Origin of the sequence: Pseudonocardia humida, assembly GCF_023898865.1 — a bacterium.
Taxonomy (GTDB): Bacteria; Actinomycetota; Actinomycetes; order Mycobacteriales; family Pseudonocardiaceae; genus Pseudonocardia; species Pseudonocardia humida.
The window spans coordinates 15,258-33,354 of record NZ_JAGSOV010000009.1; the positions used below are offsets into that span (position 1 = coordinate 15,258).

Annotated in this window: 22 protein-coding genes and 1 pseudogene; 8 read left to right on the plus strand and 15 right to left on the minus strand. The window is 75.4% G+C overall.

Annotated elements, in window-relative coordinates:
• The first annotated feature begins 30 nt into the window (after positions 1–30).
• Positions 31–1,413: a tetratricopeptide repeat protein gene (locus KDL28_RS02605; RefSeq protein WP_252435549.1), complete on the plus strand. Its 1,383-nt coding sequence runs from the start codon at positions 31–33 to the stop codon at positions 1,411–1,413.
• Positions 1,410–2,897, plus strand: a complete 1,488-nt coding sequence (locus KDL28_RS02610) for a High-affinity nickel-transporter (RefSeq protein WP_252435550.1) — start codon at positions 1,410–1,412, stop codon at positions 2,895–2,897. Before KDL28_RS02605 ends, KDL28_RS02610 begins: the two co-directional genes overlap by 4 nt.
• Before the next feature lie 3 nt (positions 2,898–2,900).
• On the opposite strand, the gene KDL28_RS02615 is transcribed toward KDL28_RS02610, so the two are convergent.
• Entirely contained in the window at positions 2,901–3,605 is a 705-nt protein-coding gene (locus KDL28_RS02615; protein ID WP_252435551.1) for a TVP38/TMEM64 family protein, read from the minus strand.
• Between the two features lie 213 nt (positions 3,606–3,818).
• Here KDL28_RS02615 and KDL28_RS02620 point away from each other — a divergent pair.
• From KDL28_RS02620 to KDL28_RS02635, 3 genes and pseudogenes are all read left to right on the plus strand, one after another.
• Positions 3,819–4,496, plus strand: a pseudogene (locus KDL28_RS02620) (glycoside hydrolase family 9 protein); the annotation flags it as partial.
• A gap of 41 nt (positions 4,497–4,537) precedes the next feature.
• On the plus strand, positions 4,538–5,779 hold the full coding sequence (locus KDL28_RS42380; protein ID WP_443698367.1) for a glycoside hydrolase family 9 protein: 1,242 nt from the start codon (positions 4,538–4,540) through the stop codon (positions 5,777–5,779).
• Positions 5,780–5,900: 121 nt separating this feature from the next.
• The gene (locus KDL28_RS02635) at positions 5,901–6,752 is read left to right on the plus strand and encodes an aminotransferase class IV (RefSeq protein WP_252435552.1); all 852 of its coding nucleotides are present in this window, start codon (positions 5,901–5,903) and stop codon (positions 6,750–6,752) included.
• 102 nt (positions 6,753–6,854) lie between these two features.
• On the opposite strand, the gene rdgB is transcribed toward KDL28_RS02635, so the two are convergent.
• Together rdgB and rph are read right to left on the minus strand one after the other, a co-directional pair.
• Positions 6,855–7,451 carry an RdgB/HAM1 family non-canonical purine NTP pyrophosphatase gene (rdgB, locus tag KDL28_RS02640; protein WP_252435553.1) on the minus strand — a complete coding sequence of 199 codons (597 nt, stop codon included), beginning with the start codon at positions 7,449–7,451 and terminating at the stop codon, positions 6,855–6,857.
• Positions 7,448–8,218, minus strand: coding sequence for a ribonuclease PH (rph, locus tag KDL28_RS02645; RefSeq protein WP_252435554.1), 771 nt, complete (start codon positions 8,216–8,218; stop codon positions 7,448–7,450). Before rph ends, rdgB begins: the two co-directional genes overlap by 4 nt.
• Before the next feature lie 77 nt (positions 8,219–8,295).
• On the opposite strand from rph, the gene KDL28_RS02650 reads away from it, so the two are divergent.
• Positions 8,296–8,535, plus strand: a complete 240-nt coding sequence (locus tag KDL28_RS02650; protein ID WP_252435555.1) for a hypothetical protein — start codon at positions 8,296–8,298, stop codon at positions 8,533–8,535.
• Positions 8,536–8,554: 19 nt separating this feature from the next.
• On the opposite strand, the gene KDL28_RS02655 is transcribed toward KDL28_RS02650, so the two are convergent.
• The 12 genes from KDL28_RS02655 to clpS form a co-directional block, all read right to left on the minus strand.
• Positions 8,555–9,337 carry an MBL fold metallo-hydrolase gene (locus KDL28_RS02655; RefSeq protein ID WP_252435556.1) on the minus strand — a complete coding sequence of 261 codons (783 nt, stop codon included), beginning with the start codon at positions 9,335–9,337 and terminating at the stop codon, positions 8,555–8,557.
• 9 nt (positions 9,338–9,346) lie between these two features.
• Positions 9,347–9,784 carry a hypothetical protein gene (locus KDL28_RS02660; RefSeq protein WP_252435557.1) on the minus strand — a complete coding sequence of 146 codons (438 nt, stop codon included), beginning with the start codon at positions 9,782–9,784 and terminating at the stop codon, positions 9,347–9,349.
• Positions 9,777–10,142: a hypothetical protein gene (locus tag KDL28_RS02665; RefSeq protein ID WP_252435558.1), complete on the minus strand. Its 366-nt coding sequence runs from the start codon at positions 10,140–10,142 to the stop codon at positions 9,777–9,779. The genes KDL28_RS02660 and KDL28_RS02665 overlap by 8 nt, the downstream gene beginning before the upstream one ends.
• Positions 10,143–10,165: 23 nt before the next feature.
• Positions 10,166–10,960: a glutamate racemase gene (murI, locus tag KDL28_RS02670; protein WP_252435865.1), complete on the minus strand. Its 795-nt coding sequence runs from the start codon at positions 10,958–10,960 to the stop codon at positions 10,166–10,168.
• Between the two features lie 76 nt (positions 10,961–11,036).
• Positions 11,037–11,861 (minus strand): MOSC domain-containing protein, encoded by an 825-nt coding sequence (locus tag KDL28_RS02675; RefSeq protein WP_252435559.1) that lies wholly within the window; start codon positions 11,859–11,861, stop codon positions 11,037–11,039.
• On the minus strand, positions 11,862–12,488 hold the full coding sequence (locus KDL28_RS02680; RefSeq protein ID WP_252435560.1) for a rhomboid family intramembrane serine protease: 627 nt from the start codon (positions 12,486–12,488) through the stop codon (positions 11,862–11,864).
• A 121-nt stretch (positions 12,489–12,609) separates the two neighbouring features.
• The gene (locus KDL28_RS02685; RefSeq protein WP_252435561.1) at positions 12,610–13,560 is read right to left on the minus strand and encodes a PLP-dependent cysteine synthase family protein; all 951 of its coding nucleotides are present in this window, start codon (positions 13,558–13,560) and stop codon (positions 12,610–12,612) included.
• Positions 13,561–13,575: 15 nt separating this feature from the next.
• Positions 13,576–13,848: a MoaD/ThiS family protein gene (locus tag KDL28_RS02690; protein WP_252435562.1), complete on the minus strand. Its 273-nt coding sequence runs from the start codon at positions 13,846–13,848 to the stop codon at positions 13,576–13,578.
• 42 nt (positions 13,849–13,890) lie between these two features.
• Complete coding sequence (locus KDL28_RS02695; RefSeq protein ID WP_252435563.1) at positions 13,891–14,346, minus strand: M67 family metallopeptidase; 456 nt, start codon at positions 14,344–14,346, stop codon at positions 13,891–13,893.
• A gap of 9 nt (positions 14,347–14,355) precedes the next feature.
• Positions 14,356–15,246 (minus strand): GNAT family N-acetyltransferase, encoded by an 891-nt coding sequence (locus KDL28_RS41265; protein WP_308215915.1) that lies wholly within the window; start codon positions 15,244–15,246, stop codon positions 14,356–14,358.
• Entirely contained in the window at positions 15,243–15,794 is a 552-nt protein-coding gene (locus KDL28_RS02710) for a DUF2017 domain-containing protein (protein ID WP_372496866.1), read from the minus strand. The genes KDL28_RS41265 and KDL28_RS02710 overlap by 4 nt, the downstream gene beginning before the upstream one ends.
• 14 nt (positions 15,795–15,808) lie before the next feature.
• A complete protein-coding gene (gene clpS, locus KDL28_RS02715) occupies positions 15,809–16,105 on the minus strand; it encodes an ATP-dependent Clp protease adapter ClpS (protein ID WP_252435565.1) in 297 nt (98 codons plus the stop codon).
• A gap of 97 nt (positions 16,106–16,202) precedes the next feature.
• Here clpS and KDL28_RS02720 point away from each other — a divergent pair, with 97 nt between their 5' ends.
• Positions 16,203–17,507, plus strand: coding sequence for a nicotinate phosphoribosyltransferase (locus KDL28_RS02720; protein ID WP_252435566.1), 1,305 nt, complete (start codon positions 16,203–16,205; stop codon positions 17,505–17,507).
• Entirely contained in the window at positions 17,504–18,094 is a 591-nt protein-coding gene (locus KDL28_RS02725; protein ID WP_252435567.1) for an isochorismatase family protein, read from the plus strand. Before KDL28_RS02720 ends, KDL28_RS02725 begins: the two co-directional genes overlap by 4 nt.
• Positions 18,095–18,097 lie beyond the last annotated feature (3 nt).

The following is an 18,097-nucleotide window of genomic DNA, read 5'->3' on the forward strand; positions in this document are numbered from 1 at the left end:
CCGCACCAGCCCGCAGGACAGGACCCCGCCATGGCCGCCGCCGCACCGCCCACCGAGACCCGCCCGGACCCGCTCGACGACGACGTCCGCGCCGCTGGCGACACCGTTCCCCGCCGCTCCCGCCTGCGGCTGGTCGTGCCGGCCGTCGCCGTCGCGGGGCTGCTGGCCACCGTGCTGGCCGCCGGGCTGCAGGCGACCGCGGGCTCGGATCCCGCCCGGGCACCGACCGCGGTCAGCGACCGGCTCTCGGACACCATCGCGCAGTCCCAGGCCCGGCTGCGGCGGGTGCCGGGCGACGCGGCCACCTGGGCCGGGCTCGGCGGGGCCTACGTCGAGCAGGCCCGGGTGACGGCCGACCCCGTCTACTACGCGCAGGCGCAGGGCGCGCTCGACCGCTCCCTGCAGCTGCAGCCCGACGGCAACGCGCCCGCGCTGATCGGGCTGGGCGCACTGGCCAACGCCCGGCACGACTTCGCCGCGGCCCGCGGCCACGCCGAGCAGGCCCTCGCGCTCAACCCGGCCGGCGCGGAGGCGCACGGCGTGCTCGCCGACGCGGCCACCCAGCTCGGCGACACCGCCACCGCGACGGCCGCCGTGCAGCGGATGCTGGACCTGCGCCCCGGGGTGGCCGCGTTCACCCGGGCGTCCTACGAGCTGGAGCTGCGCGGCGACGTCGAGGGCGCCCGGACGGCGCTGGAGCGGGCCCTGGGTGCCGCCACCAGCACCGACGAGACCGCGTTCTGCGAGTACCACCTCGGCGAGCTGGCCTGGAGCGGAGGGCGGGTCGACGAGGCGAGCCGGCACTACGAGCGCGGCCTGCTGGCCGACCCGGACCACGCGGCGCTGCGACAGGGCCGGGCCAAGGTGCTGGCCGCCACCGGACGGCTCGACGCCGCGATCGAGGCCTACCGGGTGCTGGCGCTGCGCGTGCCGCTGCCGCGGTACCTGCTGGAGTACGGCGAGCTGCTGGAGTCGGCCGGGCGTGCGGACGAGGCGCGGGCCCAGTACCGGCTGCTCGACGCGCAGCGGGAGCTGGCCGAGGCGGCCGGGTCCCGCGACGGCCTGGCCGCGGCCCAGCTCGCCGCCGACCACGGCGACCCGACCGAGGCGGTCGCGCTCGCCGAGGCCGAGTACGCCGCGGCGCCCAGCGCGTTCGCCGCCGACGCGCTCGGCTGGGCGCTGCACCGCGCCGGCCGCGACGCCGAAGCCCTGCCCCACACCGAGCGGGCCACCGCGCTGGGCCGCCGCGACGCGACCACCGACTTCCACCACGGCATGGTCCTGGCCGGGCTGGGGCGCACCGGCGAGGCGATCGCGGTGCTCGACGGCGCGCTGGCCACCAACCCGCACTTCTCCCCGCTGCACGCGCCGACCGCCCGCCGCACCCTCGACGCCCTGCGGGGGCAGCGGTGATCGCCCGCCGGCTCGCGCGCACCGGCGTGGTCGCCGCGCTGTGCGCGGGTACCGCCACCCTCCTCCCGGCCGGTGACGCCGAGGCGCACCCGCTGGGTGACCTGACGGTCAACCACCACGACGGGCTGGTGCTCTTCCCCGACCGGATCGAGCTGCTCGCGGTCGTCGACCACGCCGAGATCCCGGCCCTGCAGCTCATCCCCGAGATCGACCGCGACGGCAGCGGCACCGTCGACCCCGCCGAGGCCCGCACGCGCGCCGAGGCCGACTGCGCCGCGATCGCCACCGACGTCCGCGTCGCCGTGGAGGGGGCCCCGCTGACCTGGACCGTCACCGGGGCCGCGCTCGCGCTGCCACCCGGCGACGCCGGGCTGCCCACCATCCGCGTCGAGTGCGCGCTGACGACGCCCGCGGCGCTCGACCGGCCGGCGACCGTGGAGCTCACCGACTCCCACCTGGCCGACCGGATCGGCTGGCGGGAGATCACCGCGACCGGGTCCGGGGTGGCGCTCGTCGACCCGGCGGTGCCGGCGACCAGCGTCAGCGACCGGCTCCGCGCCTACCCCGCCGACCTGCTGAGCAGTCCCCTCGACCAGCGCTCGGTCGCGCTGAGCACGCGGCCCGGCGCCGGCGCCGCCGTCACGGCCGGCGGCGCCCGCGGGTCCTCGCTCGAGGGGACGCTGAACGAGCTGGAGGCGTTCTTCACCGACCTCGTCGGCCGCCCCGAGCCCGCCGGCTGGGTGGGGCCGCTGGCCGTGCTGCTGGCCCTGGTGCTGGGGGCCTCGCACGCCCTGCTGCCCGGGCACGGCAAGACGGTCATGGCCGCCTACCTGGCCGGGCGGCGCGGCACCCGGCGCGACGCGCTGGTCGTCGGGGCCACGGTGACGTTCACCCACACGGCCGGGGTGCTCGTGCTCGGGCTGGTGCTCAGCGCCTCGGCCGCCGTCGCCCCGGACGGCCTGCTGCGCGGGCTGGGGGTGGCCGGCGGGCTGCTGGTGGCCGCGGTCGGGGTCGGGCTGCTGCGCTCGGCCTGGCGCGCCCACCGGCGGTCCACGGGCGCCGTCCCGGAGTCGGAGCGGACGCTCGCGCTGGTCGGCGCGGCCACGCCCGCCGCGCCGACCCACGGCCACGGCCACGGGCACGGGCACGGGCACGGGGAGCGGTTCGGCCGCGGCGCGCTGGTCGGGCTCGGCGTGGCCGGCGGGCTGGTCCCCAGCCCGACCGCCCTGCTGGTGCTGCTCGGGGCGGTCGGCCTGGGCCGCACCTGGTTCGGCGTCGGCCTGGTGCTCGCCTACGGCGTCGGCATGGCGGCCACGCTGACCACGACCGGCCTGCTGCTGGTCGTGCTGCGCGACCGACTGGCGGGCTCCGCCCTCGCAGGGCGTCTGCGGGGGCGCTCGGCCCGCCTGTCGACCCTCACGCCGGTGCTGACCGCCGCCCTCGTGCTCGTCGTCGGGGTGGGGCTGGTGGCGCGGGGTGCCTGACCCTCAGGCGGCGCTGCGCAGGCCGTCGCCGGGATCGGTGGCCGCGGTGTCGACGATCTCGGCCGGCGGCTCCGGCTCGGCGGGCAGCGGCCGGCGGGCGACGAAGTAGGCCCCGGTCAGGCCGATCAGCCCGGACACCGCGGAGACCACGAACATCGCCGGGTGCGGGTCGCCGCTGACCGCGGCGTCGCCGAGGACGACGATCGAGATCGTGCCCGGCAGCACCCCGATCACCGTGGCCAGGAGGTAGGGGACGATGCCCGCGCCGGACAGCGCCGAGGCGTAGTTCATCACCGAGAACGGCATCGGCGGGATGAGCCGCAGCGAGATCATCGTCAGCAGCCCGCGGTGCTGGACCCGCCGGAGCACCCAGGCCACCGGGGGGCGGTGCGCGTGCCGCTCGACCAGGCGCGCGCCGATCGCCTTGGCCAGCACGAACGCCAGCCCGGCGGCGAGCGCGGTGCCCGCCAGCGCGGCCAGCACGCCGGTCACGGAGCCGAACAGGATCCCCGAGACGACGGTGAACACCGAGCGCGGGACGGGCCCGGCGCAGATCACGCCGTGCAGCAGGACGAACAGCAGCGGGGCCCAGAACCCGGCCGCCGCGACGGTCTGCCGGACGTTGGGGACGCCGTCGCGCAGGAGGTAGGCGGCCAGCGCCGCCACCGCCAGCAGCGCCAGGCCGGCGCCGACCCGTCGCCAGATCATTGGTCCGACGGTACCGGCGCCGACGGGGCGCCCCGGCCCCAGGGGGTGGCCCCATGGCGTGAACAGGCCGCTCCACCAGCGATTTCGGTCACGTTCACGACCTCGCCACATAGGCTGCCCGGATGAGCTCGCCGGCCCGGATCGCGGCGGAGCGCCCGGCCGTGCGCGTCAACCAGGTCGGCTTCCCTGGCGACGGCCCCAAGCGCGCGACTCGTGTCCGACGAGCCAGGGCCGGTGGAGTTCGCCGTCGTCGACGCGGGCGGCGCCACGGCGCTGCGCGGACGGTCGCGGCCGTGGCCGCGGCGGCCCGACCCGGCGTCCGGGCTGGTGGTGCACGTCCTGGAGTTCTCCGCGCTGACCCGCCCCGGCGAGTACCGGATCCGGGCGGGAGCGGCCGACAGCCACCCGTTCCGGGTCGATGAGCGCGTGCACGACGCCCTCGCCGCCGACGCGCTGGCGTTCTTCCGGTCGATGCGCTGCCGGCACGCGGGCGACGTCGCGGTCGCCGCCTGGACCGGCCCCGACCAGGAGCGGCTGTACCCGGGCTGGCGCATGCCGGGCGCGGTCGACGTCTCCGGGGGCTGGTACGACGCGGGCGACTACGGCAAGTACGTCGTCAGCGGGGCCATCGCGGCGTGGCAGCTGCTGGCCGTCGCCGACCCGGCGCCGCCCGCCCCGGTGCTGGCCGAGTGCCGCTGGCAGCTCGACTGGCTGCTGCGGATGCAGGTCCCCGCGGGCGACCCGCTCGCCGGCACCGCGTTCCACCGCGTGCACGGCACCACCTGGTCGCCGCGGCCCGGACGACCTGAGGACGACCCGACCGAACGCGTGCTGCACCGCCCGTCGACCACCGCCACCCTGCACCTGGCCGCGGTCGCGGCCCGCGGGGCGCGGGCCTTCGCCTGGCGGACCCGGACTACGCGGCCCGGCTGCTGGCCGCGGCCCGCACCGCGCACGCCGCCGCGCACCGCCACCCCCACCTGCTCGCCCCGGACGACGGCGGCGCGTTCGGCGGCGGCCCCTACCCCGACGACGACCCCACAGACGACTTCTACTGGGCCGCGGCCGAGCTGTACCTGGCCACCGGGGAGGCCGGGTTCGAGGCGGAGGTCGGCGCGTCGCCGTGGCACACCGCCGACGCCTTCGACCCCACCGGGTTCGACTACGACCGGGTCGCCGCCCCGGCCCGACTCGACCTGGCGCTCGCCCCGAGCGGGCTGCCCGATCGCGACCGCGTGCGCGGCACGGTCGTCGCGGCGGCCGAGCGGCTCGTCCGGATCCAGGCCGGGCAGCCGTGGGAGCAGCCCTACGACCCGCCGGAGGGCTACGACTGGGGCTCCACCGGGCGCATCCTGAACAACCTCGTCGTGCTGGCCACCGCGCACCGGCTGACCGGCGAACGTCGCTTCCGCGACGCGGTGCTGTCCGGGCTGGACTACGTCCTGGGCAGCAACGGCCTCGGTCAGAGCTACGTCGTCGGCCACGGCACCGACCACCCCCGCCGCACGCACGCCCGGATGTTCGGCCACGCGCTCGACCCGGCGCTCCCGCCCGCCCCGTCCGGATCGGTGGCGGGCGGGGCGAACTCCCGCCGCTACGACGGCTTCCCAGCCGACCCCGAGCTGGCCGGTCTCCCGCCGCAGCTCCGCTACCTCGACGAGCCCACCTCGGAGACCACCAACGACATCTTGCGTGCGGTGGAACGCGCCGCTCGTGGCCGTCGCGACCCACCTCGATCCCGACTGGTGCGAGCGGGCCGCCCAACTAGCGTGACCCCCATGACCGACCCCGCCCGCCCCCTCGACCTCGACCCCGACGGCCTGGCCGTCCGCCGCGAGGTGCTCGGCCCCGCGCACGTCGACGCGGCGCTCGGCCGCGCCGACGACGTCACCGCCGAGTTCCAGGAGATGATCACCCGGTACGCCTGGGGCGGCATCTGGACCCGCCCCGGCCTCGACCGGCGCATGCGCAGCGCGGTGACCCTCACCGCGCTGATCGCCCACGGCCACTTCGCCGAGCTGGAGCTGCACCTGCGCGGAGCCCTGCGCAACGGCCTGACCAGGGCCGAGATCGTCGAGGTTCTGCTGCAGTCGGCGATCTACTGCGGGGTGCCCGCGGCCAACTCGGCGTTCCGGGTCGCCCAGCGGGTACTGGCCGAGGAACCCGCGGGGTGAGCGTGAGCTCCCCCGAGGTTCAGGAAAGCCACGATGCCGCCCCCTGCGGGCGGCATCGTGGCTTTCCTGAACCGGACGGGCCGGGGGACGTGGCCGGGACGTGGCCTAGGCTCCGACTCCTGTGACCCTGCTTGCCGTCCTCGGGCCCGACCTCGTCCCCACCGTCGTCCCCGCCGACACCCCGATCCTGCGCGCCGACGACCTGGGCGCCGTGCGCGGCGACGGCGTCTTCGAGACCGCCAACGTGCGCGGCGGGCGGCCGTGGCTGCTCGACGCGCACCTCGACCGGATGGCCCGCTCGGCCGCCGCCCTCGACCTTGCCCTGCCGGCGCGCGAAGCGCTGGTCGCCCTGGCCGACACCGCCTGCCGCGCCTGGCCAGCCGCCGACGAGGGCGCGCTGCGCATCGTGTGCACCCGCGGCCCGGAGTCGGGCGGCCCCCCGACCGTCTACGCGACGCTGAACCCGATCACCGACCACCAGCGGGCCAAGCGGCGCTCGGGCGTCGCGGTGCGCACGCTCCCGCTCGGGATCCCGGTGGCCGTGCGCACCGCCGAACCCGCCCTGCTGGCCGGGGCCAAGACGCTGTCCTACGCGGTCAACATGGCCTGCCAGCGCTGGGCCACCGCCCACGGCGCCGACGACGTGCTGTGGGTCTCCGCCGACGGCTACGCCCTGGAGGCCCCCACCTCGTCGCTGGTCTGGCTGCGGGACGGCGTGCTCTGCACGGTGCCGCCCGCCGAGACCGGCATCCTCGCCGGCACCACGGCGGCGCACCTGCTGTCCCGGGCCGGCGAGCTCGGCTGGACCGCCCGGGAGCAGCTCGTGCGCCCCGCCGAGCTGGCCGACGCCCAGGGCGTCTGGCTGACGTCGTCGGCGCGCGGGCCGGTCGAGGTGCGCTCCCTCGACGACACCCCCCTCGGCCCGTCCCCCGAGACCACCCGCATCACCAAGCTCCTCGGCTTCCCCACCTGACCCTCCCCCTCCCCCCGCTCCCCCGCTCCCTCCCGTCCCCCAAAGTTCGTGGCGCGCTGGGAACGGGCACAGGTCAGAGGGTGGGGGCCAGGCAGCGCTGGGTCAGAGGGCGCGGAGGTGGGGCAGGAGGGCGCGCAGGGCGCGGCCGCGGTGGGAGTCGGCGTCCTTCTCCTGGGCCGACAGCTCCGCGGAGGTCCGCTCCTCGCCGTCCGGGACGAAGATCGGGTCGTACCCGAAGCCGTTGGTGCCGCGCGGCTCGCGGATGATCCGCCCGCGCCACTCCCCGTGCACCACCACGTCGGGCCGGCCGGGGACGACGAGCGCCGCCGCGCAGACGAACGCCGCGCCGCGCCGCTCGTCGGGGACGTCGCCGAGCTGGCCCAGCACGAGGCGCAGGTTGGCCTCGTCGTCGCCGTGCCCGCCCGACCAGCGCGCCGAGAGCACGCCGGGCATGCCGTTGAGCGCGTCGATCGCCAGCCCGGAGTCGTCGGCGACGGCGGCCAGGCCGGTGGCGGCGACCGCGTCGCGCGCCTTGGCCAGTGCGTTCTCCGCGAACGTCGCCCCGGTCTCGGGGGCCTCCGGGTACTCCGGGACGTCGCGCAGGCCCAGGACCTGCAGGTTGGCCAGCTCGGCCGCGGCGACGATGCGGTCCAGCTCGGCGATCTTGCCCGCGTTGCGCGAGGCCAGCAGCAGCTTCACGGCAGCTCCCCGGGGTAGGGCTCGGCGAGGGCGGCGACCTGCAGCTCGGCCAGCCGCCGGATGCCGCCGAGCGCGGAGTCGAGCATGGCGTCGAGGGTGCGGCGGGTGAAGGTGGCGCCCTCGCCGGTGCCCTGCACCTCGATGAGGGTGCCGCTCTCGGTGGCGACGACGTTGGTGTCGACCTCGGCGCGCGAGTCCTCCTCGTAGGGCAGGTCGAGCCGGACCCGGCCGTCGACCACGCCGACGCTGACCGCGGCGACCTGGCACGACAGCGGCTTGGGGTCGGCCAGCCTGCCGTGCGCGCCGAGGTAGGTGACGGCGTCGGCGAGCGCGACGTAGGCGCCGGTGATGGCGGCGGTGCGGGTGCCGCCGTCGGCCTGCAGGACGTCGCAGTCCAGGGCGATGGTGTTCTCGCCGAGCGCGGCCAGGTCGATGCAGGCGCGCAGCGAGCGGCCGATCAGCCGGCTGATCTCGTGGGTGCGCCCGCCGACGCGGCCCTTGACCGACTCGCGGTCGTTGCGGGTGTTGGTGGCCGAGGGCAGCATCGCGTACTCGGCGGTCAGCCAGCCCAGCCCGGTGCCCTTGCGCCAGCGCGGCACGCCCTCGGCGGCGCTGGCCGCGCAGAGGACCTTGGTGTCGCCGAACTCGACGAGCACGGAGCCCGCCGGGTGCTTCTGGAAGCCTCGGGTGATCCGCACCGGGCGCAGCTCGTCGTCTTTCCTGCCGTCTTTCCTGCCGTCTGCCCTGGGTGCCTGGTCGGTGCTCACCGGGCGAGTCTAGGCACGCCCTCCAGCGGGTTCCGATCGGATGATCCGCGGCGACGACGGCTGGGTACTCGGCGGTCATGACCGTGCAACCCGGGGACGAGCTCCCCGACACCGCCATGGCCACCGGCAACGACTACGAGCCGGGCATCCCGCCCGGACCGCTGGACCCCGAGGAGCGGGCCGTCCTCGACGAGCTCCGGCACGCCGACGGACCCGACGTCGTCGCCGTCGCCGACGAGGACCTCCCGGAGTACGCCGACGCCGTGTCCGACGAGACCATCGCGAGCCCTCCGCACGACGACCGGTCGGCGCGTTGAGAGACGGCGCGACGAGCCCTCAGACGGGGTAGGCGCGGTCCGCCTCGACCAGCTCGACCGGGCCGTCGAACGCGGCCCGCGCCTCGGCCAGGATCGCCTCCCGGTCGAACCACGACGCCACGTGCGTGATCAGCAGCCGGCCGACGCCGGCCTTCGTCGCGTGCTCGCCGGCCTGCCGGCCCGACAGGTGCACCCCGGGCGGGGGCTCGTCCCAGGGGCCGGTGTGCGGCCAGGTCGCCTCGGCCAGCAGCACGTCGGCGTCGCGGGCCAGCTCGACGAGCGCGTCGCACGGGCCGGTGTCACCGCTGTAGACGAGGCTGCGCCCGGCGTGCTCCAGGCGCAGCGCGTAGGCCTCGCAGAGGTGGTCGACGGCGCGGGCCTCGATCCGGACGTCGCCCGCGGTCGCGCTCGCGCCGTCGGAGAGCGGGGCGAAGGCGAACACGTCGGTCAGGTCGGTCTCGGCGCGCTCCTGCGCCGAGGGCGCGTAGGCCATGGCGAACCGCTCCGGCGCCTCGGCCGGGGCGTGCACGGGCAGCGCCCGCGCGGCGGGGTCGTAGGGCTTGCGCGGGTGGTAGCGCCGGTGCACGGCCAGCGCGGTGAAGTCGGCGCAGTGGTCGGGGTGCAGGTGCGAGAACGCCACGGCGTCGAGGTCGAACGGGTCGAGGTGGCGCTGCATGGGGCCGAAGGTGCCGTTGCCCATGTCGAGCGCGACGGCCGTGCCCCCGGCCAGCAGGAGGTAGCCGGAGGCCGGTGAGGTCGGCCCCGGGCCGCTGCCCGAACAACCCAGGACGATCAGCTCCATGCCGGCACGCTAACGCCCGCGCGTCCTCCGCAACCACCACAAGCCGATCATCGGCAGGATCAGGGGGATAAACCCGTAGCCCCGGCCGTAGACCGACCACACCGTGTCGTCCGGCCCGAACTCCCCGGGCACGAACGCGGTGATCGTGCCGACGACCAGCACGCCGACCATCTCGAAGCCGACCGCGGCCCAGGCCAGCCTGCGCGCGCCCGGGCCCTGCCCGGCCAGGGCGAACGTGGCCAGGATGTAGACCAGCCCGGCCAGCGCCGAGAGCAGGTAGGCGACCGGGGCCTCGGAGAAGCGCCCCGCGATCTGCACACCGGCGCGGGCCGTCGCGGACAGCGCGAAGATCCCGTAGACGGCGATCAGCACCCGGCCCGGGCCGGTGGCCGTGGCCCTCGGGGGCGCGTGCTCGGCCGCGCCGCGGCCCTCCTCGGGCTCAGGCACCGGTCACCGCCCACATCCCCTGCAGCCGCAGCACCGCCACCGCCACGCCGACGGCCCCGGCGGCGACGATCGCCCCGCCCCACCGGTTGGGGTCGGCGTTGGCCCACTGCAGCGCGATCGGCAGCACGCACACCGAGACCAGCAGGTAGATCAGGAAGGTGGTGGGCTCCGGCACCTGGACACCGCCGAAGACCCGCACCGCGGCGATCGCGGCCTGCACGACGAGCAGCCCGACCGCCACGTACACGGCGTAGGCCAGCGGCTTGCCCGGCGGGCGGCCGCGGGCGGTCTCGACCAGCCCGAAGACGGCGAGCGCGCCGGAAGCCACCAGCGTCACGATCACCAGCGCGTCGAACACCCCACGACGCTACCGAAACCCCCTCAGCCGGCGCGGACCGCGGCACCCAGCGGGGACACGCGGCGGATCTCCGGGCCGAGGAAGCGCCGGCCGAGCCGGGCGAACGGCTCGGGGTCGCCGGTGGCCAGGAACTCGTGCGGCCCCGGCGCCGGGCCCTCCGGGTCGCGCAGGAGGTCCGCGGCCATCAGCACGCGGACCAGGTCCTTCGCGGTCTCGTCGGCGCTGGAGACCAGCGTGACCTCGGGCCCGAGCACGATCTGCAGGACGCCGGTGAGCAGCGGGTAGTGCGTGCAGCCCAGGACCACGGTGTCGACGCCGGCGCGCTGCAGCGGCTCCAGGTAGCTCTGCGCGAGCCCGAGCACCTGGCGCCCGCTGGTCATCCCCCGCTCGACGAAGTCGACGAACCGGGGGCAGGCGACCGCGGTGATCTCGGCGTCGCGGGCGGCGGCGAAGGAGTCCTGGTAGGCGCCGGAGGTGATGGTGGCCACCGTGCCGATCACACCGATCCGCCCGTTGCGGGTGGCCGCCACGGCCCGGCGCACCGCAGGGCGCACGACCTCGACCACCGGCACCGGGTAGCGCTCGCGGATGTCGGGCAGGCACGACGCCGATGCGCTGTTGCAGGCCACGACCAGCGCCTTGACCCCGCGCTCCATCAGCTCGTCGCCGATGGCCAGGGTGTGGCGGCGGATCTCGGCGATGGGCAGCGGCCCGTACGGGCTGTGCGCCGTGTCGCCGACGTAGACGACCCGCTCCGCGGGGAGCTGGTCGATGACCGCACGGGCCACCGTGAGGCCGCCGACCCCGGAGTCGAACATGCCGATCGGGGAGTCCAGGCTCACGCCCGCCACTCTAAGCGCGCCGTCCGCCGGTGACGCCGGGGGGAACCGCGGCTCAGCGCAGGGTCACCGCGTCGCCGACCCGGACCGTGCCGCCCGCCAGCACCTCGGCGTAGAGCCCCGCGCACGGCAGCACCCCGAACCCGGGCACGTCGACCCGGTTCTGGGCCATCGGGACGCGCACGGCGTGCGGCGACCGGGGCAGGTCGCCGTGCTCCAGGGTCGGGACCGAGCAGCGCGGGGTGGGCAGGGTGCCGCGCAGCCGGACGTCGCCGACGGTGATCTCGCGCCCCACCCAGTCGTTCTCCGCGAACGGCCGCCCGCCCGGCGCGTCGACCACCAGGTTCGGCCGGTACCGCAGCGCCTCGGCGCCGATGTGGTCGAGGGTGGCGGTGGTGATGAGGTGCACGGGCGCGTAGTCGACGAAGTTGCCGCCCGGGGTGCCCTGGGCGATCTCCAGCGTCGCGAACGCCACCTCGGCCTCGACGCCGTGCTCGAGCACGTCGGCCGGGTCGGGCCGCTCCACCTCGGCGCCGTCCGGGCGGGCGGAGACCAGCCGCACCTCCCGGCCCAGCACGGCGGACAGGGTGGCGTCGGTGTCGGGGCCGTCGACGGCGAGGGCGCGCCCGTCGGGCAGCGTGATCCGCACGCCGGTGCCGTTGCGGGCGGCCGAGAACCGCAGCAGCGCCCGCCACAGCCGGGGGTGCTTCGCCGTGGCGACCCGGCCGGTCTCCCGGTCGATCAGCGCGAGGGCGCGGTCGCCGTCGAGCCCGGCGGCGCCGAGCTCCGCCTCGTCCAGGTCCTCGCCCAGCATCGACTTGACCGGGTAGCGGCGCAGCGCCACCGCCGTCCCGACCCCGTCGGGACCACGCTCACCCACTCAGGACGCGCCGGGCAGCGACCGCGGCGCGCGCCGGGCCGGTCGGGCGACCACGCGGGCGGCCAGGATGCCGGCCAGCGCGCCGAACAGGTGCGCCTGCCAGGAGATGTCGGCCTGGCCCGGCAGCACGCCCCACAGCAGCCCGCCCCAGAGGAACAGCAGCACCGCGGCCAGCGCGATCTGCCTGCCGCTGCGGGCGAAGAACCCCCGCGCGAGCAGGAACGCCAGCCACCCGAAGATCACCCCGGAGGCACCGATGTGGCTGTTGATCGAGCTGCCGCCGGTCAACCACACGCCGGCCCCGCCGATGATCCAGATCATCGCGGTGACCAGCAGCCACTGCCGGATCCCCCCGGCCATGGCCAGGAACCCGAAGACCAGGAACGGCAGGGTGTTGGTGAACAGGTGCCCCCACCCGCCGTGCAGCAGCGGCGACCAGAGGATGCCGTCGAGCCCGTCGAGCGACCAGGGGCGGATGCCGTCGTCGTCGAGGTCGAGCGGGGTGAACTGGTCGATCGCCTCGCTGAGGTAGAGCACCGCGGTGAACAGCAGCATGGTGGCCGCGGCGGCGACCGGCTGCGGCGGGATCACGCGGGCCACGGGCCGGTCGGACAGCGGTGCAACCATGTAAACCACCGTACGCACCAGCCCAGACTCCGTCGAGAACGAACTTGTCGTCGGATTGGACCGGTCCAAACGACAACAGGTTCGTTCTCGACGGGTTCGGGGCGGGGCGTGGGGGCGGGCGTCAGGCCCAGAGGTGGCCCTCGATGCCCTCGGCCGCCTCGTCCAGCTCGCCGGAGTAGGCCCCGGTCGAGAGGTACTTCCAGCCGCCGTCGCAGACGACGAGCACGATCTCGGCGCTCTCCCCCGCCCCGGCCGCCTTCTCCGCCACCGCCAGCGCGGCGTGCAGGATGCCGCCGGTGGAGATCCCGGCGAAGATCCCCTCCTGGTCGACGAGCTGGCGGGTGCGGCGCAGCGCGTCGCGCGAGCCCACCGAGTAGCGCGCGGTGAGCACCTCGGGGTCGTACAGCTCCGGGACGAAGCCCTCGTCGAGGTTGCGCAGGCCGTAGACCAGCTCGCCGTAGCGCGGCTCGGCCGCCACGACCTGCACGTCGGGCTTGTGCTCGCGCAGGAAGCGCCCGGTGCCGACGAGCGTGCCGGTGGTGCCCAGCCCGGCCACGAAGTGGGTGATCCCGGGCAGGTCGCGCAGGATCTCCGGGCCGGTGGTGCGGTAGTGCGCGTCGGCGTTGGCCGGGTTGCCGTACTGGTAGAGCATGACCCAGTCGGCGTTCTCCGCGGCCAGCTTCTTGGCCATGGCCACGGCCTGGTTCGACCCGCCCGCCGCGGGCGAGGAGATGATCTCCGCGCCGTACATCCGCAGCAGCTGGCGCCGCTCCACCGAGGTGTTCTCCGGCATCACGCAGATCAGCCGGTAGCCCTTGAGCTTGCAGGCCATGGCCAGCGAGATGCCGGTGTTGCCCGACGTCGGCTCCAGCACCGTGCAGCCGGGCGTCAGCAGCCCGTCGGCCTCCGCCTTCTCGATCATGGCGAGGGCCGGGCGGTCCTTGATGGAGCCCGTGGGGTTGCGGTCCTCCAGCTTCGCCCACAGCCGCACGTTCTCGGCGGGCGACAGCGACGGCAGGCCGACCAGCGGGGTGTCGCCGACCGCCTGCAGCAGCGAGTCGTACCGGGCCATGGGGCCTCTTCTGGCTCAGCCGCCCGCGACGGCGGGCAGGATGGTGACGTTCGAGTTCTCCCCGACCGGGGCCTGCAGGCCGCCGGCGAAGCGGATGTCCTCGTCGTCGACGTAGATGTTGACGAACCGGTGCAGCGAGCCGTTGGTCAGCAGCCGACCGGCGATGCCGCTGTGCCGCGACTCCAGGTCGTCGATGACCTCGCCGACGGTGCCGCCCTTGGCCTCGACGGTCTTCTCACCGCCGGTGTGGGTGCGCAGGATGGTGGGGATGGACACGGTCACGGCCATGCGGGTGCTCCAGTGAGGTCGATCGGGCGGGGCGCGGGGACGTCAGTCGCGCTCGGGGACGTCGTCCGCACCGGTGTGGGCGAACATGTAACTCTCGACGACGTCCACGTCTTCCTCGGTGACCACGCCGTCCACGATGCGGAACGACCGGAACTCGTGCGAGTCGGCCTCGCGGGTCGACACGAGCACGTAGTGCGCCTCGGGCTCGGAGGCGTAGGAGATGTCGGTGCGCGACGGGTAGGCCTCGGTGGCGGTGTGCGAGTGGTAGATGACCACCGGCACCTCGTCGCGGGAGTCCATGTCGCGGTAGAGGCGCAGCAGGTCGCCGGAGTCGAACTCGTAGAACGTCGGCGAGCGCGCGGAGTTGACCATCGGGATGAACCGCTCGGGGCGGTCGGAGCCCTCCGGACCGGCGATGACCCCGCACGCCTCGTCGGGGTGGTCCCGACGGGCATGGGCGACGATCTCGTCGACGAGATCAGCTCGGATCACCAGCACCCATCCAGCCTACGGGCCGGACACCGCTCCCCGCACGCCTGCGCCGGGGCTCACACCCGGTGCGGGCACGCTCGACGGCCGCACCATCGCCGTCGCGTCCGGGTCGGTGAAGCCGTAGCGCCGGTACAGCCCGTGCGCGTCGGCGGTGAACAGCACCCAGCGGATCCGCGGGTCCTGCTCCACGACCGCGGCCACCAGCGCCTTGCCCAGCCCGGCGCCGCGCGCGGAGTCGAGCACGAACACGTCGGCCAGGTAGCCGAAGGACAGCCCGTCGCCGGTGCCGCGGGCGAACCCGACCATCTCCCCCGACCCCCGGTGGTAGGCCCCGAGCAGCAGGAACGCCTCGTCGAGCTGGGCCTCGACCATGCGGCGGTCGCGCCAGCGGCCCCAGTAGGCCTCGGTCGACAGGTACCGCCAGACGACCTCGCGGTCGACGCGGGTCGGGTCGTCGTCGATCTCGTACTCGCCGACGGTGGTGCGCCGGGAGCCGGGACCGGCACGACGCAGCGCGTCGAGCGCGGCCATGGCGTCGGCGGCGCGGTCGTGCGGCACGAACAGGTGGTCGTGGTGGAACCCGGCGACCGGGTTGACGCTGATGCCGCGCCGGGCCAGCGCCGCGCTCACCCGGGCCAGCATGCCGACCGCGGCCAGCGACGAGTGCACCCGCAGGGTGATCCAGGCGCAGCGGTACTCGGCGGCCAGGCCCAACCGCTGGGCGTCGGCCTCGGCGAGCACCACCGTGGTGCCCTCGTCCTCGGCCATCGTGGCCACCGGCGCGACGTCCAGGACGGTGCCCGCCGGGACCGAGGCGAAGACGTAGGCGCCGTCGCGCAGGTGCGGGTCCAGACCGCGCAGCAGGCTCGGCAGGTCGGTGCCGCGCTGCGTCGAGGGTCCGCTCACCGCACCTGCATGCGGGCCTGCACCAGCGCGTCCTGGACGAAGGTCAGCCAGTGGTAGACGCCCAGGTGGGCGGTGCGCGGGTCGTCGGGCGGGAGCTCGTCGGGCATCTCCTCGCTGACGTCCAGCGCGGTGCCCAGGGCGAGCCGCACGTCGTTCAGCGAGGCCAGCCAGGCGTCGGCCTGCTCGGGGCTGAGCTCGATGCGGCCCCCGGACTCGGGCAGCGTCTGCTCGACGACCTGGGCGGCCTCGTCCTTGGCGTCGATCAGCGCGGGCTCGTGCAGCGAGCGCATGCCGGCCGAGAGGTCCTCGTCGTCGGTGCTGAAGTCGGGCAGCAGCCGGGCCAGGACGTGGTCGTCGGGCTTGCTGGACGGGCCCGTGCGCATGCCGGTGAGCACCGCGAGCTCGTCGGCCGGGTTCTCCTCGCTGCGCCCGGCCAGCATGCGGCGGATCTCGCCGACCAGCCCGCGCAGGACGGCCGCCTCCTGCGCCTCCAGGGTGGTCACCAGTCGGACCCGCGACCCGCGGCCCGCGCGCTTCCAGCCGTTCACGTCTTCCCGCCCACTCAAACCTTCTGCATGGTGGCCCACAGACCCGCGGCGTGCAGTTTCGCCACATCGCCCTCGATCTTGTCCTTGTCGCCTGCGGACACCGCGGCCCGCCCCTTGTGGTGCACGTCGAGCATCAGCTGCGTGGCCTTGGGCTCCGGATAGCCGAACACCTTCTGCAGCACGTAGGTGACGTAGGACATGAGGTTGACGGGATCGTTCCAAACGATCGCCTGCCACGGCACGTCGGCGGAGCCGGCCTCATCCACGTCCGGCTCCACCACGGTGGTGGGTGTCGACTGCGGCACGGTCATGCCCTCCATGGTGACACCCGGTGCGTCGTCCCTGCACGGTGCATGCCACCTCAGGTCGTGTCTCCCGGATCAGGGACACGACCTAGGCTTCGGCGTCATGACCGGAAGTCCGTCCTCGGCAGGGGTCAGCACCGCCCTGTTCACCGACCGCTACGAGCTGACGATGCTCGCCGCGGCCCTCGCGGACGGTACCGCGACCCGGCACTGCGTCTTCGAGGTGTTCGCCCGCCGCCTGCCCGACGGGCGCCGCTACGGCGTCGTCGCGGGCACCGCGCGGCTGCTGGAGTCGATCGAGCGGTTCCGGTTCGGCTCCGAGGAGCTGGCCGCGCTGGCCGACGTCGTCGACCCGAGCACGCTGGAGTGGCTGGGCGACTACCGCTTCTCCGGCGACGTCGACGGCTACCCCGAGGGGGAGCTGTACTTCCCCGGCTCGCCGATCCTCACCGTCACCGGCACGTTCGTCGATGCGGTCGTGCTGGAGACCCTGTCCCTGTCGATCCTCAACCACGACAGCGCGATCGCCTCCGCCGCGGCCCGGATGGTGACCGCGGCCGATGGCCGCCCGCTGATCGAGATGGGCTCGCGGCGCACCCACGAGGCGGCCGCCGTGGCCTCGGCGCGGGCGGCGTACCTGGCCGGGTTCTCGGCCACGTCGAACCTGGAGGCCGAGCGCCGCCACGGCATCCCCACCGCGGGCACCGCGGCGCACGCCTTCACCCTGCTGCACGACGACGAGCTGAGCGCCTTCCGCAGCCAGGTCTCGGCACTGGGCCCGCAGACCACGCTGCTCGTCGACACCTACGACATCCGGCGCGGCATCGAGCTGGCCGTGCAGGCCGCCGGGCCCGGGCTGGGCGCCGTGCGGATCGACTCCGGCGACCTCGGGGTGCTGGCCCGCCAGGCCCGCGAGCAGCTCGACGGCCTGGGCGCCACCGCGACCCGGATCGTGCTGTCGGGCGACCTCGACGAGTACGCCATCGCCTCGCTGCGCGCCGAGCCCGTCGACTCCTACGGCGTCGGCACGTCCGTCGTCACCGGCTCCGGGGCGCCGACCGCGGGGATGGTCTACAAGCTGGTCGAGGTGGACGGGCGGCCGGTGGCCAAGCGCAGCGCGTCGAAGGAGTCCCGCGGCGGGCGCAAGTCCGCGGTGCGCCGCTTCAAGCCGACGGGCACCGCGATCGAGGAGGTCGTGCACCCCGCCGGCGCCCCGATCGAGGTGGGACCGCACGACCGCGTGATGCCGGTGCCGCTGGTCCGCGACGGCAAGACCGTGCCCGGCGTGGAGACCCTGGAGCAGTCGCGGGAGCGGCTGCGCGCCGCGCTGGTGTCCGTGCCGTGGGAGGGGCTCAAGCTCTCCCGCGGCGAACCCGCCCTGCCCACGGTGTTCGAAGGGATGTCATGAGCGAGCTCGCGAGCGAACCATCGGCACGACGTCGCGCGCTGATCGTCGTCGACGTGCAGAACGACTTCTGCGAGGGCGGTTCGCTGGCGGTCGCCGGGGGCGCCGCCGTCGCCGCGGCCGTCTCCGAGCGGCTGCGCGCCGCGGGCGGCGCGTGGGACCACGTGGTCGCCACCCGCGACCACCACATCGACCCGGGCGCCCACTTCTCCGACACCCCCGACTTCGTCGACTCCTGGCCGCCGCACTGCCGGGTCGGGACGCCGGGGGCGTCGTTCCACCCGGAGCTGGACGTGGCCCGCATCGAAGCGGTGTTCAGCAAGGGCGAGTACGACGCGGCCTACTCCGGCTTCGAGGGCGCCGAGCCGGGCGGGACGGCGCTGGTCGACTGGCTGCGCGAGCGCGGCGTCGACACCGTCGACGTCGTCGGCATCGCCACCGACCACTGCGTCCGGGCCACCGCGCTCGACGCCGCCGCGGCCGGCTTCACCACGAACGTCCTGCTCGACCTGTGCGCGGGGGTGGCGCCGGAGACCACCGAGCGCGCACTGGCCGAGCTGCGCGGCGCGGGGGTCACCGTCGGGTCGTGAGCC